We start from the raw sequence: 16632 nt of genomic DNA on the forward strand, positions 1-16632 counted from the left end.
TCGCGGTCCTTCGGGCCCTCAGTGATCGTCACCCCCAGCAGGAAACAGCGCGGACATGGCTGTGATCTGCTGCGCGAAATCACCCTCCGTCGCAGCGTCCAGGCTTTGACCAGGGTCCAGTGCGACACCGGCTTCGGCCAGAATCGCGCGGCCAGCCTCAACCTCTAGGCCCGCCAGCGCCATCAGGGTCGCTTCATCCGCCTGAGATACCGCCATCATCACCGAACGCACCGGCGGTGAACCCGTGCCGCCAATGGGCAACAGCGTGGCCACGGTCAGCGCGGCCCCAGCACCCATGATCAGGCGCGCCAGTGGGCGTTTCAGATACAGCGTCATCGGGCGCCAGTTCAGCACCACATGTGCGCCGACGCCGATCACCATCAGCCACCCCGCCCATTCATGGACCACCTTGCCCAGCATGGTTTCCAGGTGGAAAAACATCAAAATTCCGGTCACACCCATCAACAGGAACGATCCCACCACCAAAGGGGTTGCCCATTTTCGCAGGTTTTGCATTGCCTTATCTCCAATTGCAGTCATGGCTGATACGCGCCCGCGCGAAATTTCCGTCGCGCTGAAATGAACAATTTCGCAGGGGATCAGAATTTCCTATCGTCCTCCCATGAGCACCCTGCCCAAAATGTTCACCGATTGGTTCGCCACGCGCGGCTGGACCCCGCACCCACATCAGATCGAGATGCTCGACCGGGGTCACGATCCAGCCCTGATGCTGATCGCACCCACCGGGGGCGGTAAGACGCTGGCCGGTTTCCTGCCAAGCCTGGTCGAGCTTGGAGCGGCCCCACCACCCGGGCTACACACGCTTTATATCTCGCCACTGAAGGCACTGGCGGCGGATATGAAACGCAACCTGACGACGCCGATTGACCAGATGGGGCTGGCGATCCGGGTCGAGGACCGGTCCGGCGACACCAGCCAAACCCGCAAGAAAGCCCAGCGCGCCGACCCGCCGCATATTCTTTTGACCACGCCCGAAAGCCTTGCCCTGCTCTTGAGCTACGAGGACGCACCACGCCTGTTTTCAACCCTCAAACGCGTGGTGGTCGACGAGCTGCACGCGCTGGCAGAAAGCAAACGCGGCGACCAGTTGATGCTGTGCCTCAGTCGCCTGCAAGCCATGGCCCCCGGCCTGCGTCGCGTGGGCCTTTCAGCCACAGTGGAAGACCCGCCCGCGCTGGCCCGATTTCTGGCCCCACATCCGGCGCCCTGCCCGATCCTGACCGCTGATCCCGGCCCCGACCCCGATATCTCGATCCTGACGACGGATACACCGCCCCCATGGTCGGGCGGCGGTGGGCGCTATGCCATCCCCGACGTGCTGGCCGAGGTTGCACGCCATAAAACCACGCTGATTTTCCACAACACGCGCGCGCAGGCCGAGATCTTTTTTCATGATCTGTGGCTGGCCAATTCGGACGGCCTGCCCATCGGCATCCATCACGGGTCGCTTGCCCTTGAGCAACGCAAGAAAGTCGAAGCCGCCATGGTCGCGGGTCAGCTGCGCGCGGTGGTGTGCACCGGCAGTCTGGACCTTGGGCTGGACTGGGGCGATGTCGATCTGGTCATTCAGGTGGGGGCACCCAAGAATGTGAAACGGCTGGTGCAGCGTATCGGGCGCGCCAACCACCGTTACAACACCCCTTCCAAGGCCCTGATATTGCCCGCAAATCGCTGGGAGATGATCGAATGCCACGCAGCCGTCGACGCGGTGCTTGCCCGTGATCTTGATGGCGATCCGCGCGGCCCCGGCCCGTTGGATGTTCTGTGCCAGCACATCCTGATCACCGCCTGCGCCGGGCCGTTTGATGCCGATGCGCTTTTTCACGAAACGATCAGCGCTGGCCCCTATCGCGACCTGGCCCGAGCCGATTTTGACTCCTGTCTCGATTTCTCCGCCACCGGGGGCTATGCGCTCAAGGCCTATGATCGCTGGCAGCGGTTGATGCGCCGGGCCGACGGCTTATGGCAGCTGCGCGACCCACGACTTGCCCAGAAAATCCGCATGAATGTCGGCACTATTGTGGATACGGACCGGCTGAAAGTGCGCATGAAGGGGCGCGGCCCGGCCTCGGGCGGCAAGCCATTGGGCGAGGTCGAAGAAAGCTTCGCAGCCTCGCTCACACAAGGCGACACATTCCTGATGGGTGGGAAAATTGTGCGCTTTGAAAGCCTGCGCGAAATGGAGGTGCAGGTCAGCCGTGATCGTGGACGCAAACCCCGGCTGGCGGTGTTTTCGGGCACGAAATTTGCAACCTCGACCCAATTGTCAAACCGCATCCTGTCGATGTTGAAACCCGACCCACCCGCGTCACTGCCCGCCCATACGCGCGACTGGATCTCGCTTCAGGCGCAAATCAGTCAATTGCCCCGCCCCGGCCGCATCCTGTTTGAAAGCTTCCCCCATGACGGGCGGGCCCACAGTTGCATCTATGGGTTTGCCGGGAAAAACGCGCAGCAAACATTGGGGCTTATGGTCACGCGCCGCATGGAAACTCTGGGGCTTGGACCGCTGGGTTTTGTGGCGACCGACTATGCCACGCTGATATGGTCCGTTGCCCCGGCGCAAGATCCCGGCGCATTGCTGGACCCGGCCGGGCTAAGGCACGGGCTGGACGATTGGCTGGCCGAAAACGCGTTGATGAAACGCAGCTTCAAAAACGCCGCCACCATCGCGGGTCTGATCACCCGCAACCTGCCCGGCAAGCGATCCACCGGCCGACAGGCGACCTTCTCATCGGACATTCTTTACGACACCTTGCGCAAATATGACCCCGATCACCTGCTGTTGCGCATCACTCGACAAGAGGCCATGGGAGGGCTGATCGGGTTTGGGCGCATTGAAGAAATGCTTGCGCGCACGGAGGGGCGGATTGACCATATGGACTGCGAACAGGTTACGCCCTTTGCAGCCCCCCTTTTTCTGGAGGTTGGGAAAGTGCCGGTAGAAGGGGCCGGCGAAGAGGCTCTTTTGCGGGCCGAAGCCCAAAAACTCATGCAGGCGGCGGGTTTGACCTGATGGTCCCTACCCGGGGGCTTGCATCCTGCGCGCAAAGCGCATTGGATTGAGGCATGAGCGGTTATGATTTCATCTTCGCAGGCATAGAGCTGACCCTTTTGCCCTCTGGCGCCCTTTGGTGGCAAGACGCGGCGCTCCTATGTGTCTCGGATTTGCATCTGGGGAAATCTGAACGGATGGCGCGACGCGGCGGAGATATTCTGCCGCCTTATGAAACCCGCGACACGCTGATGCGGCTGGAGCGGGATATTGAACGAACCGCGGCGCGCACCGTGGTCTGTCTTGGGGACAGTTTTGACGACCTCGACGCATCGGACAACCTGCCGGAAACCGAAGCGCAATGGTTGTCGCGCCTGATGGCCGGGCGACGCTGGGTCTGGATCGAAGGCAACCATGATCCCGGCCCGATGAATTACGGCGGCACCCATCTTGCCGAGCTTTTTCAGCCTCCCATTCATTTTCGTCACGAAGCGCGTGTTGGCGCATCGGGTGAGATATCCGGGCATTTTCATCCCAAGGCGCGCCTTCATTTGGGTGGGAAATCCGTCAATCGTCCCTGTTTGCTGCTGGATGGCGACCGCGTGATCATGCCTGCATATGGGACATATACGGGTGGTCTGCGCACCGACCATGACGTCTTGTCGCGCCTGATGCGACCCGAGGCGATTGCCGTGCTTTTGGGCAATCCGCCCCAGCCCATTCCAATGCCGCGCTAAAGCGTTTCGACATATTGTTGAAACGCTTTAGAGCAGCCCGCACATGTGACGCGGCGTTTTGCCCCCAACGCGCTGATCCAAAGATATGGTGACCGCAAAGGGGACCCCTATGACCAAACTTGCAGATGCCAAGGCGCAGCGTGTGTTGCAAAGCTTCAGGGCACAGAACCTGATGACGCAGATTGGCGCCGAGATCACTTCGCTGTCTCGGGGCCAATGCGAGATTTCCAGCCCGATCCCGGACAACATGCGCCAGCAACACGGGTTCGGGCATGCTGCGTTGAGCTTTGCTTTGGGGGATACAGCCGCGGGATATGCCGGTCTGTCGGTCATGCCGGATGATATGGAGGTTTTAACCTCGGAAATGAAAATACAGCTTCTGGCCCCGGCACAAGGCAAGCGCCTGATCGCCAGTGGTCGGGTGCTCAAAGCAGGTCGGCGTCTGGTGCCCGCCGAAGCCGACGTCTGGGCTGAAGATGACAACGGAGCCCGTGTGCATATCGCGCGGCTTCTGGGCACAATGGTGCCTGTTGCCGCAACGTGATCATGGATTCCACTGCGCAGCTGCAGGAAGATTGCCGCGTTAAATCAAGGAGATGAAGATGACGCAACGGGTGAATATCGAGCAAACAGGGGCGATTGCAACCGTCACGCTGACGCGTGCGGACAAACGCAATGCGCTGGATCTCGACATGATCCGCGCCATCGTCGCGGCAGGAGAAGAGCTGCGCACGCGCAAGGATGTGCGAGCGGTGATCCTGACCGGCGAGGGGCCTGCGTTTTCTGCCGGGCTGGATCTTGGCGCGATGCCGGAAATCGCCAAATATGCGATGCAGGGCGACGTATTTCTGGAACGCACCCATGGCCGATCCAACCTGTTTCAAGCGGCTGCCATGGTCTGGGCAGAACTCCCTCAGCCCGTGATCGCAGCCCTACACGGGTATGCTTTTGGCGGCGCGTTTCAGATCATGCTGGGCGCGGATATCCGGGTGGCGCATCCCGATACGCGGTTCTCTGTCATGGAGGGGCGTTGGGGACTGGTGCCGGATATGGGGGGCATGGTGTTGATGCGCAGCCTGGCGCGCGCTGACGTGATCCGCAAGCTGACCTATACGGCCGAAGAATTCCTGGCTGGCACGGCTTTGCAATATGGGTTTTTGACAGAACTGGCCGATGATCCGCTTGCACGTGCAAAGGAACTTGCACAGCAGATTGCCGAAAAATCCCCGGATGCGATCAGGGCCGCAAAAACGCTTATAAGAGAAACAGAAATTCTTGATACTGAAGCCACTTTGATTGCGGAAAGCAAGGCGCAAGAAGGGCTTATGGGACGCCCCAATCAAATGGAAGCGGTCATGGCGGGCATGCAGAAACGCGCGCCTGTATTCAAAGACTAGACCACTGGCAAACCTTCACGGGATGGCAAGCGTGTGCTTGGCTATCTCGCAAGCCGGGTTGTCTGGCAACGGACCACAGCAGGCGCGTATCCTCAATGTCTGGTGTGGCTACAACCTATGGCACTCATTGCGCCGCGACGATCTGCGTCTGCGTTTCCTCGCCCGTTTCATTGTCACCGCGATGATCAAAGCGGGACAGCAGGACTTCCATCGTTCGTGCCTCTGATCGCAGGTCTTCGCTGGTTGCGTGAACCTCTTCAAACATTGATGCATTCACCTGTGTTGCAGCGTCCAACTCGCCAATCGCGGAGGTCACGCTGGAGATTCCCGACGCCTGCTGTTCCACCGCCTCGGCCGCTTCGGCCGTCTGGCGTGAAATTGTACCGATTGCGGTCGAAATCTCAGAGACTGCCTGCATTGCCTCGGTGACCATCGACACGCTGCTTTCCACTGCCTGCGTCGATTCCCGGACCACGGATGTGATTTCTCCGACAGCTTCCGAGGACCGTTGCGCCAGCCCGCGCACCTCTGAGGCAACCACCGCAAACCCGCGGCCGCTTTCACCTGCGCGTGCCGCTTCGACCCCCGCGTTCAAAGCCAAGAGGTTGATCTGGAACGCAATATCTTCAATCACCGAGACGATCTTGTGAATGTTGCGCGATGTTGCCGCGGCTTCTTCAAGAGACTGAACCGCCTTTTGGGCGGCGTCGCCGGTGGCGCGCGCATTGGTTTCGGCCCCCGTGGCCCCGTCACTGGCCTGCGCAATATTGTCGGAAACGGAGTTTACAGTCGCGCTGATCTCTTCCATTGCAGCCGCAGCCTCTTCCAGCGCTGCGGCGCTGGTTTCGGTGCGTTTTGCCAATTCTTCCGCTGACCCGCGAATACGATCGGATCGCAGGGCGACATTCTGACCACTGCCCGCGATTTCATCGACCATCGCCTCCAGCGACTGCAATGTGCCGTTCATATTGACCTGAAGCTCGGCAAAGACCCCTTCATATGTGCCGGTCATGCGCGCATCCAGCTTGCCATGGGCCAAGTCGTGCAGAACCACGCCTGTTTCGTTCAGGCTCGTTTCCACACTATCCATAAATTCATTCACCGTTTTCAACAGAACCACGAGGTTGTCATCTTCTGTCGCAATCTCTGCCCGTTTCGAAAAATCACCACGGGTCGCGGCTTTCATCAGAGTCCCAATCTCGATCTGGACCCGCTCCAATTCGGCAAGCCGTTCTTGTTCGGCCTGCGCTTTGGCATCCTGCTCTGCGCGAGCCTTGCGTTCCTGCGCGATGTTTTGAGCCTGAAGCTCACGTTCACGCTCGGCGGCGGCCTTCTGGTCTTGTTCCAGCTTGCGGGTTTGCAGGATACTGTCGCGAAACCTTCTTGCAGCCGCCGCGATGGCGCCGATTTCAGTGGTTTCATCCTGATCGATAATCTCCACATCTGTGTTGCCTTCGGCCAGCTGCTTGAGATCATCCGCAATACGGCGTGCAGGTTCGGAGATTCGGCGTAGCAACACATGTGACGACGTCCAGACCATCACACCGCCGAAAACAGTCACGAGCAGCGCCCCGGCAATTGCTGCGCGTTGCGCCATCAACAAGACTCGATCAAGGTTACGCCCGGCAGCGAGCGCATCCACATCCAACGCCTCTGACAGGGAGGCCAATCCATCCAAAGCCGGTGCATCGGACACTTTCACGGCCGCATCAATATCTGCAACGCTCGCCCCGCCAGCCGCCATCTCCCGTACGCGTTGCACGCCTTTTTCATACTCCATCATCACAGCTTCAATGGCCGCAATTGCCGCGCTTTCTTCTTCACTGATCCCAAGCGCCTGATAGTCTGACAGGGCCGCCCGCGCCGCGACAAGATTGGCCTCAATCTTGGCAATACGGGGTTCATCAACACGCAACACATAGTTCTTGAACTGATGAATGAGACCGCCATAGCCCATTGCACGTTTCAACCTGATCAAGTGAAGATTTTTGGTTTTATCCCCTTCAAGCTCGTCACTTAGTATGGAGTTCGCAATCACATCCAACCCGGCAAGCGCCTCCGTGTCGGGGATCGTCACGCTGGCGTCAATCTGGCGGCTGTCTTTGCCCAGTGTCATGCCTGCGCGAACCTTCTTGGCCGCTTTCGTATACTGTTTGACCGTCGCGCGAACGGCGTCCAATGCGGCAAGATCCTCTTGTGACCGGGCCTGCATCGCCAGCCGATCCAATGCCGCATAGGCTGCATTCGCATCTTCTTCGATGCGGTTTGCATGTTTCTTGGAGCCGCGGATCACATAGTTTTTGAAGTTGTGGATCATACCACCATAGCCAAGGCTGGAGACAAGATCGCTCATTGCGCGTGCGCGCGCCGCGTTCGCATGTTTGTAGGTGTTCCAGGACATCCGACTGTTGTTGATCTGATAGGTCAGAAGCAAGGAGCTGACGAGAAGGACCAAAGCGGCCACGCCCGTCATCCACGTAAGATAGCGTGACATTTTGGTAATCGACCAATTTCCAGCCATGGGGTCCTCATATCTGAAACGAAGCGGTTCAGGGCTGAAACTAGGGCCGGTAAATGAAGATACTGTTATCAAAAAACCCGGTTCGAAAGTCGAACCGGGTTGGATTTGATAAAATTTATCTAAAGCGTCCGACCTTTAACCAGAGCCAGGAAAAGGTCGGGTGCTGCGCAACATATCAGTGTTTCGCGCGCCCTGCCCCAAACCCGTCATTCGGGTTTATGGCAGGACGTTTTATTGCTGGCTCAGGCTGTGAGCCCCTCGGGTTCGGCCAGACCATTTGCACGACAACAGGCCGTGACCGTGTTGGCCAACAGACAGGCGATGGTCATCGGACCGACGCCGCCGGGCACTGGCGTAATGGCGCCCGCCACCTTCGAGGCGCTGTCAAAGTCCACGTCGCCAACCAGCTTGTTTTTGCCGTCACGCTCGATCCGATTGATGCCCACGTCGATCACAGTGGCACCCTCTTTGATCCAGTCACCGGGCACCATTTCCGGGCGACCTACGGCGGCGACAACGATGTCCGCGCCGCGCACCACGTCTGGCAGGTCCTTGGTGCGGCTATGCGCGATGGTGACGGTACAGCTGTCGCCCAGCAGCAATTGTGCCATCGGCTTTCCAACGATGTTTGAGCGACCAATGACTACGGCGTTCAGCCCCGAAAGCGAGCCGTGATGGTCGCGCAGCATCATCAGGCAACCCAGCGGGGTACAAGGCACCATCGATTTCTGACCAGTGCCCAGAAGGCCCACGTTCGAGATATGGAAGCCGTCCACATCCTTGGCCGGGTCAATGGAGTTGATCACAAGGTCTTCGTTCAGGTGACCGGGCAGCGGCAGCTGCACCAGAATGCCATGCACATCCGCGTCATTGTTCAACTTGTCGATCAGCGCCAGCAAATCCTCTTGCGAGGTGTCGGCATCCAGCTTGTGTTCATAGCTGTTCATGCCCACTTCGACGGTCTGCTTGCCCTTCGATCGCACATAGACCTGACTGGCGGGATCTTCGCCCACCAGCACCACGGCAAGACCCGGTGTGATGCCGTTTTCTTCTTTCAGGCGTGCCACGTGGCCCGCGACCTTCTCGCGTATTGTTGCCGCAAAGGCCTTGCCGTCAATGATCTGAGCCGTCATCGTGCTCTCCTTACCTATCAGTCGAAATCCGAACGCGCAAAAGCGTCCCGATAGTGATTCATCTGCATCTCTGTTGCCATTACCGCGTTCGACATAAGCGTGGCAACGGTCACGGGGCCAACGCCGCCCGGCACAGGGGTGATCCAGCCGGCCACCTGACTGCAGCTTTCGAAATCCGCGTCGCCCACGGTTTTGCCATCCACACGGTTGATGCCAATGTCGATCACCGCGCAACCGGGTTTCAGCATCTCGCCCGTGACCAGCCCGGGCTTGCCCACGGCGACGAACACGGCATCCGCAGCGCGGCTATGCATCGCGACCGAGCGGGTCATGTGGTGGCACACGGTGACTGTCGCCCCCAGCCCCATCAGAAGAAAGGCGATGGGTTTGCCGACGATTTCCGAATGGCCAATCACGGTGACGTTCAGCCCTTCCATATCCAAGGGCAGGGTCTTCAGGATTTCCACAGCGGCCACGGCCGTACAGGGCCCAAGCGCCAGATCGTTATAGACAATATTGCCGATCGAGGCCGGGTGCATGCCTTCCACATCCTTCAGCGGATGCACAAGTTTTTGCAGCGTTTTCACCGGGATATGATCGGGCAACGGACGCTGAATGATGATGCCGTTCACGCGCGGATCGGCGTTCAGGCCTTGGATGATGCCCGTCAGCTGCTCCAGCGAGGTCTCGGATGGATAGTTGCGCGCCTCGAACTCGACCCCGGCGCTTTCCGCTGTCTTCTGCTGGTTGCGCACATAAAGCTCTGCCGCGGCGACATCGCCTACGGACAGGGAAATCAACGTCGGCTGCCAACCTTTTTCGGCCAGCAAGGCCGCCTTTTTGGCAACATCTGTCTTCATATCAGCGGCAATGGCTTTGCCGTCGATAAGGGTGGCACGGGTGCCCATCATGGCCCTCTCCTTCTTAAAGCGTTTCGACTTATTGTTGAGGCACAACAATGAGACGAAACGCGCGGAACCTACCCACGTTGTGGGCGTTTCGAAATCAACTTGTGTCTCAAGTTAATCTCGAAACGCTTTAGCGGGGATTTGGGTGAGGTCTTGAAATGCGAAGGGCGGGAATTTCCCGCCCCCCGTTAAACTTCCGGATCAGAACAGGCCTTCGACCTCGCCATCCGCGTTGATCCCGATCGACAGAGCCGCCGGTTTGCGCGGCAGGCCCGGCATGGTCATGATCGACCCGCAGACCACCACGATGAAACCAGCCCCCGCCGACAGGCGGACTTCGCGCACCGGAACCGAGTGGCCCGTGGGCGCACCGCGCAGGTCCGGGTCGGTCGAGAAGGAATATTGCGTCTTGGCCATGCAGACCGGCAGATCGCCATATCCGGCGTCTTCCCAGTCTTTCAGCTGGTTGCGAATTTTCGCATCGGCCAGAACCTCATCCGCGCGATAGATACGCTTGGCGATGGTCTCGATCTTCTCAAAGAGCGGCATTTCATCGGGGTAGAGCGGCCCGAAATTGGCCACTTCTGCATCTGCAATCTCGGCGACGCGGGTGGCCAGATCGGCAGAGCCTTCCGAGCCCAGCTCCCAATGGCGCGACAGGATGGCTTCTGCACCATGGCTGTCAGCGTAGTCTTTGACGGCCTGCACCTCGGCATCGGTGTCGGTGACGAAGTGGTTGATGGCCACCACAACCGGCACACCGAAGGATTTGAGGTTTTCGATGTGACGGCCAAGGTTGTCGCAACCGGCTTCAACCGCCGCGACATTCTCTGCGCCCAGATCAGCCTTGGCCACGCCGCCGTTCATTTTCATCGCACGCACAGTGGCGACCAGCACGACGACCGAGGGCGCAAGACCCGCTTTGCGGCATTTGATGTTCATGAACTTTTCGGCACCAAGGTCCGCACCGAAACCAGCTTCGGTCACGACATAGTCGGCCAGTTTCAGCGCTGTGGTGGTCGCGATGACCGAGTTACAGCCGTGTGCGATGTTGGCGAACGGGCCGCCATGTACGAAAGCCGGGTTGTTTTCCAGTGTCTGCACCAGGTTCGGCTGCATCGCGTCTTTCAGCAGCACGGTCATGGCACCATCAGCACCGATGTCACGGCAATAGATGGCTTTACGCTCGCGGGTGTAGGCCACGATGATGTCACCCAAACGCTTCTGGAGGTCTTCCAGATCGTTGGCCAGACACAGGATCGCCATAACCTCGGAGGCCACGGTGATGTCATAGCCGGTCTGACGCGGGAAACCGTTGGCCACGCCGCCCAGCGAGCAGACGATGTCACGCAGGGCACGGTCGTTCATGTCGACCACGCGGCGCCAGGCCACGCGACGCTCGTCAATCTCCAGCTCGTTGCCCCAATAGATGTGGTTGTCGATCATCGCCGACAAGAGCGAATGCGCCGAGGTGATGGCGTGGAAGTCACCAGTGAAGTGAAGGTTCATCTCTTCCATCGGCACGACTTGCGCGTAACCGCCACCCGCAGCACCACCCTTCATACCGAAGTTCGGGCCCAGCGAGGCTTCGCGGATACAGACCATGGCGTTCTTGCCAATGCGGTTCAGACCGTCACCCAGACCAACGGTGGTGGTGGTTTTGCCTTCGCCCGCAGGCGTTGGGTTGATCGCGGTCACCAAGATCAGCTTGCCGTCTTCTTTCGACTGGACAGAGTTGATGAACTCCTGGCTGACCTTCGCCTTGTCGTGGCCATAAGGCAGCAGATGTTCGGTCGGAATGCCCAGCTTGTCGCCGATTTCCTGAATCGGGCGTTTCTTTGCTTCGCGGGCAATTTCGATGTCAGATTTATAGCTCATGGCCGTTCCTTCAGAAAAGAAAGCAAAATTCACACGGCGCGCGCCCCTGTTGAAACGCGCCCGTTTCTACCCTTTTACATATCGCCAAGAATCCCGGCACACAGGGTGAAATCCGACATGTTTGCCGCGGATCACGTCGAAATGCAGATCAGCGGTTTCCGATAGACCACCGCGTTTCTTGCATGCCGCCCCGGTTTCCCGCCGCAGCACTTGCCCCGTGATCAGGGCTGCCAGCTGCGTTGGTCAGGAATATGCAGGCGCAAACGATCCCCAACCCGAAGCACACCGGGGCGTTCCACCGCGCAGGTCACCCCGCGCTTGCCGATGGCGGCAGGTTTGAACCCGATCCCGTGACCGGGGCGCGCCTTTTCGACCTCGCGACTGACCAGATTGCAGGGGCGGTTTTGCATATCAACCACCAAAGTGGCACCATCTTCCGCCTGCAGTCGGGACGACGGCGGCAGATGGCTGAAATCGGGCAGGCCTTCGACCACAACAGAGGCCCCCAACCATTGCGGATCAAGTGCCTCCAATTCCAGATCATGCGCGATCTCGGCCAGTTCTTCCGCCGAAAGCATGGAAATCTGCCGGGCATTGCGAATTTCAGTGCCAAGCGGGTGCTGGCTGGTCACACGCGGGCAAGACGGGCGCGTCACACCCGAACGCGCCTCGCCCATGATGCCGTCAAATCCCAGCGTGACAGAGGCGCATGACTGGCTTGTCAGCGTGTCCGCGCGGTCGGGGGTTTTGCCCAACCATGTGATCGTTGCGTGGTAATCGGTGGGAAGAAGGGCTGGCATGGGCGGCTCCGGCATCGCGAATTTCACGTCAAACTGAAGCGACACCTTCCCTTTGACAAGTCACGTTCCATGTCAGCGATGTAATGCCCGTGAGGCAATATCCCGATGGAGACCGACGCTTTACGCCGCCCTTGCCTGCCGAACCTCTTGCGGTGAATACGCGCGCAAAATACGTCGTGCTTCTCCGACTGTCAGGCAGGGCAGAACCGGACGGCAAGGCACGGCCCCGTGGAGCGCATCCGGCAATGCGGCCTTGATCTCTGCGCGTGCCTCTGCGCTCAGGCCATGCAAAAGCACGGGTCCGGGCAGCAGGCTTTCGGATGCCAAGCCGTCGACCAAGGCGACACTATGTGTATCGCATAGGAAATGGTGCCATCTGATCGAACGCCGCCCTTGCATGAAGCGCACGGATTTCAGCGCAACAAGAGATTTCGCAGGCACCATGACCGGCGCCTCAAACATATGCGTCAACTGCCCAAAGCCGCCCACAACGATCCGATGCTGGCCCGACACAATCATGTCGCGCACTGGCCGCCCCGGGCCCAACGCATCCTTGGATATCAGAACAGGTTTCTGGTCCCGCCTCAGATCATCCAGGGGCTGATCATCGCTCCAGGTCCAGAGAATTGGGTGTTGTTCCCCGCTGGGCGTGACCACGCAATCCCCCACGGACAGGTTTTCAACTGGCTTCATCCCATCAGAAGTCAAAACAATGCTGCCCGACGCATAGCAGGCCGGAATGACGCCGGAGTTGGTGGAGGGCTGTGTATAGTAGCTCGTGCCCCCATCATCCGATTGAAGAGAGCTTTCTGCATCCGCCGTGCCCACATCCGTGCTGGTCATCCCAGCGGCTGGGCCTTCGGTTGCGGTGACCGTATTGTCCCAATAGGAAACGAACTGCACCACATTGCCATCCGGATCCACCAAGGCAATTGCATCATCCGGATAAAGGTTCCCCGTGGGATCAGACGTGGGAAACCCAAGGGATGTATCATCAATCACATAGACATCATGTCCCCCCATGGTGCCTTCGGCAGTGTCCAGTGAAAAGCTGTTATAAATCGTCCCATCATATTGATAGACGATGACCTGATAGCCGGTCGGGTCCGTGCCCTGGGGCAACGCAATCTCGATAAACTCCTGCGTAGAGTCACCGTAATACTGAAACTCTGAAATATACTCGGGCATGAGGTCTTTGGTCCTTTGTTGCCCGATATTGTCCAACATCCCGATTTATACAGGTTAAAGCCGGGACAGAATATGATTAGGATTTTCGCAGAATTGATCAGACCCTATCCGGTCTGCGCGTTTGTGTCGGCTTTCATCTCGGCGATGCGCGCCAGTGCTTCGTCCCGCGTGTTGCGGATATTGGGCCGGAACGCCTGACTTTCGGCACGCAGGCGAATATCGGCTTCCGTTTCTGATCCGGGCGCATAGCGTACCGACCCGAGCGACCAGTTTAGGTTCAACACCTTGCCCCGCGCCGCATAGCGCACCCAGGCAGGCGCCTGAATACGGGTGTCTTCGTAATTGATGAGGAAAAACCACTTCTGACCGGTGGCGGCAACCTCTTCTTCGATCACGTCATAAAGCAGGTCCACATCCCCGGAATGCTCCAAAGACAGGCCCGTGAAATCCACATCCATAATCTGCGCTTCAGGCATGAAAGACAGACGCGCGCGCAAGGTCTCTGCATCATAATTCGGCGTATGCTGCAGCTTTTTCTTTCGCTTGGACGGCAGGCGTGCCAACCGTGCCAAAGCGCTGTCACGATCATAAAACAGGTTGGGATTGAACTCTGCCGTGCCCTGCGTCTGTTCGATCTGTCGGCGTGTGACCTCTGAGGCATCAAAGCGCACAGAGCCCATGGAATGGGCCAGGTTCAGCGCCTTGCCCCGACGGGCAAAAGCAACCCAGGCTGCGCTGTCGATGCGGGTGTTGCGGTAATCTACGAGGAAGAACCACAGCTTTTCGCCGGTCTCGGCAATGCGGTCTTCAACCCGGTCATAGAAGGCGTTCACCTGCGCGGAATTGGAGAAAACCAAATCGTTGAATGACACTTCCATGATCTCAGAGGCCAGATGGAATGTGATCCTTGCGTCGATTTCGTTCAGGTCCAATTCTTTTGTCATCTTCCCCCCTCGTGACACTATACGCACAGAACAGCCGCTTTCAAATTTCAACTATAAGACGCGGATCGCCCTAAAAATGCAATTTTTTTGAAGACATCTGCCGCCCCAAACAAAAAGCCCCGGAGAACTGGCTCCGGGGCTTTTGGTCATCATCGCTGGGGGATCAAGCCGTGGGTTCCGGCTCCAACCCGCCCTCGCCCGAAGGCTTCTTGCGTGGTTTTGTTTTCGGGATCGCGGCGACCGATGGGGCGTTTCCGTCTTCCGGCGCATCGTCGTCATCAGAAGCAGACGGCGGATCGCCCTTCATGACACGCTCGATCTCGGCCCCGGTCAGGGTTTCATATTCCAAAAGCCCCTGAGCCAGATTTTCCCACTCATCCTTGTTGTCAGTCAGGATTTTGAACGCGGTGTCATAGGCTTCCTGAATGAAGCGTTTCACCTCTTCCTCGATCAGCTCTTTGGTATGCGCCGAGACCGAGAAACCGGCGGTGTTGCCCGAATACCCTTCGGCCGCTTCGGCGTAATCGATATTGCCCACCTTGTCGGACATGCCCCAGCGCATCACCATGGCACGCGCCAGACCGGACGCCTGCTGGATATCTCCAGCCGGGCCGTTCGACACGTTTTCTTCGCCATATTTGATGATCTCGGCCGCCTTGCCGGCCATGGTCATGGCAAGCTTTTCTTCGCATTCCGACAGATGCCAGTTCAGGCGATCAATCTCGGGCAGGCTGACAACCATGCCCAAGGCGCCACCGCGCGGAATGATCGTGGCCTTATAGACCGGATCACATTGCGGCAGTTTCAGACCAACCACGGCGTGGCCAGCCTCGTGATAGGCGGTCTTTTCCTTCTGGTCATCGGTCAGAACCATGGACCTGCGTTCGGCCCCCATCATGACCTTGTCTTTCGCGTTCTCGAAATCTTCCATGGTCACGAAACGACGACCCACGCGGGCGGCCATCAAGGCGGCCTCGTTCACAAGGTTCGCCAGATCCGCGCCTGAGAAGCCCGGCGTACCACGCGCGATGATGCGCATGTCGGCGTCAGGACCCAGCGGCACTTTGCGCGCATGCACGCCCAGAATTTTTTCGCGGCCCTTGATGTCAGGGTTCGGCACGGTGACCTGACGGTCGAAACGACCGGGGCGCAGAAGCGCGGGGTCCAGTACGTCACGACGGTTGGTCGCGGCCAGAATGATCACGCCTTCATTGGCTTCAAACCCGTCCATTTCAACCAGCAACTGGTTGAGCGTCTGTTCGCGTTCGTCATTGCCGCCACCATAGCCAGCGCCACGCGAACGGCCCACGGCGTCGATCTCGTCGATGAACACAATGCAGGGCGCGTTTTTCTTGGCTTGCTCGAACATGTCGCGCACACGGCTTGCGCCGACGCCCACAAACATCTCGACAAAGTCAGAGCCCGAAATGGTGAAGAAGGGCACGCCCGCCTCGCCCGCAATTGCGCGCGCCAGAAGCGTTTTACCGGTGCCCGGAGGGCCCACCAGCAGCGCGCCTTTGGGGATCTGACCGCCAAGGCGGCTGAATTTCTGCGGGTTGCGCAGAAACTCCACGATCTCTTCCAGCTCTTCCTTGGCTTCATCAATACCTGCCACGTCGTCAAAGGTCACACGCCCCTCACGTTCGGTCAGCATCTTAGCTTTGGATTTGCCAAAGCCCATGGCGCCCCCGCCCCCGCGACCTTGCATCCGGTTCATCATGAAGAACCAGAAACCGATCAGCAAAATGACAGGAAGCAACAGGGTGATCAGGCTCATGAAGCCCGATTGCTGTTGCGGCTCGGCCTTCACCTCGACCCCTTTGGCGATCAGCTGGTCACTGACCGCGGCATCACGGGGCACAACGGTCTGAAAGACCTTGCCCGCGCCATCCTGATAGACAACTTTCTCGCCGTCGATCGTTGCCGATTTCACATTCCCGCCCTCAACAGCGGTCACAAACTCGGAATAGGTGGCCTGCGAGGCAGCAAGCCCGGCCTGACCGTTGGAAAACAGGTTGAACAAGGCCAGGATCAGCAGAAAGAGCACGATCCAGAAGGCGAAATTTCTCGCGTTGCCCAAGAGGGATCTCCTTTGAAGTCACGACGACAC

Annotated in this window: 13 protein-coding genes; 4 read left to right on the plus strand and 9 right to left on the minus strand. The window is 58.8% G+C overall.

Going from position 1 to position 16632, the window contains the following annotated elements; all coding sequences use genetic code 11:
• Positions 1-18: 18 nt before the first annotated feature.
• Complete coding sequence (locus ACRY08_RS00985; protein WP_432447942.1) at positions 19-516, minus strand: DUF4405 domain-containing protein; 498 nt, start codon at positions 514-516, stop codon at positions 19-21.
• 106 nt (positions 517-622) lie between these two features.
• Between ACRY08_RS00985 and ACRY08_RS00990 the strand changes: the two genes are divergently transcribed.
• From ACRY08_RS00990 to ACRY08_RS01005, 4 genes are all read left to right on the plus strand, one after another.
• Positions 623-3037 (plus strand): ligase-associated DNA damage response DEXH box helicase, encoded by a 2415-nt coding sequence (locus tag ACRY08_RS00990; protein WP_432447943.1) that lies wholly within the window; start codon positions 623-625, stop codon positions 3035-3037.
• Positions 3038-3090: 53 nt separating this feature from the next.
• A complete protein-coding gene (gene pdeM / locus ACRY08_RS00995; protein WP_432447944.1) occupies positions 3091-3753 on the plus strand; it encodes a ligase-associated DNA damage response endonuclease PdeM in 663 nt (220 codons plus the stop codon).
• 109 nt (positions 3754-3862) lie between these two features.
• Positions 3863-4297: a PaaI family thioesterase gene (locus tag ACRY08_RS01000; protein WP_432447945.1), complete on the plus strand. Its 435-nt coding sequence runs from the start codon at positions 3863-3865 to the stop codon at positions 4295-4297.
• Between the two features lie 58 nt (positions 4298-4355).
• Positions 4356-5150, plus strand: coding sequence for a crotonase/enoyl-CoA hydratase family protein (locus ACRY08_RS01005; RefSeq protein WP_432447946.1), 795 nt, complete (start codon positions 4356-4358; stop codon positions 5148-5150).
• Positions 5151-5274: 124 nt separating this feature from the next.
• On the opposite strand, the gene ACRY08_RS01010 is transcribed toward ACRY08_RS01005, so the two are convergent.
• The 8 genes from ACRY08_RS01010 to ftsH all read right to left on the minus strand — a co-directional run bounded on the left by ACRY08_RS01010 (position 5275) and on the right by ftsH (position 16602).
• Positions 5275-7644 (minus strand): methyl-accepting chemotaxis protein, encoded by a 2370-nt coding sequence (locus ACRY08_RS01010; protein WP_432447947.1) that lies wholly within the window; start codon positions 7642-7644, stop codon positions 5275-5277.
• A 269-nt stretch (positions 7645-7913) separates the two neighbouring features.
• Positions 7914-8804: a bifunctional methylenetetrahydrofolate dehydrogenase/methenyltetrahydrofolate cyclohydrolase FolD gene (gene folD / locus ACRY08_RS01015; protein ID WP_432447948.1), complete on the minus strand. Its 891-nt coding sequence runs from the start codon at positions 8802-8804 to the stop codon at positions 7914-7916.
• Positions 8805-8821: 17 nt separating this feature from the next.
• Entirely contained in the window at positions 8822-9715 is an 894-nt protein-coding gene (locus tag ACRY08_RS01020) for a bifunctional 5,10-methylenetetrahydrofolate dehydrogenase/5,10-methenyltetrahydrofolate cyclohydrolase (RefSeq protein ID WP_432447949.1), read from the minus strand.
• A 198-nt stretch (positions 9716-9913) separates the two neighbouring features.
• Positions 9914-11590: a formate--tetrahydrofolate ligase gene (locus tag ACRY08_RS01025; RefSeq protein WP_432447950.1), complete on the minus strand. Its 1677-nt coding sequence runs from the start codon at positions 11588-11590 to the stop codon at positions 9914-9916.
• Between the two features lie 221 nt (positions 11591-11811).
• Complete coding sequence (locus ACRY08_RS01030; RefSeq protein ID WP_432447951.1) at positions 11812-12390, minus strand: MOSC domain-containing protein; 579 nt, start codon at positions 12388-12390, stop codon at positions 11812-11814.
• A 120-nt stretch (positions 12391-12510) separates the two neighbouring features.
• Positions 12511-13578, minus strand: a complete 1068-nt coding sequence (locus ACRY08_RS01035) for a Hint domain-containing protein (protein ID WP_432447952.1) — start codon at positions 13576-13578, stop codon at positions 12511-12513.
• A gap of 104 nt (positions 13579-13682) precedes the next feature.
• Positions 13683-14522, minus strand: coding sequence for a hypothetical protein (locus ACRY08_RS01040; RefSeq protein WP_432447953.1), 840 nt, complete (start codon positions 14520-14522; stop codon positions 13683-13685).
• 163 nt (positions 14523-14685) lie between these two features.
• Complete coding sequence (gene ftsH, locus ACRY08_RS01045; RefSeq protein WP_432447954.1) at positions 14686-16602, minus strand: ATP-dependent zinc metalloprotease FtsH; 1917 nt, start codon at positions 16600-16602, stop codon at positions 14686-14688.
• Positions 16603-16632: the final 30 nt, after the last annotated feature.

This window comes from Aliiroseovarius marinus, assembly GCF_050881025.1.
Taxonomy (GTDB): Bacteria; Pseudomonadota; Alphaproteobacteria; order Rhodobacterales; family Rhodobacteraceae; genus Aliiroseovarius; species Aliiroseovarius marinus_A.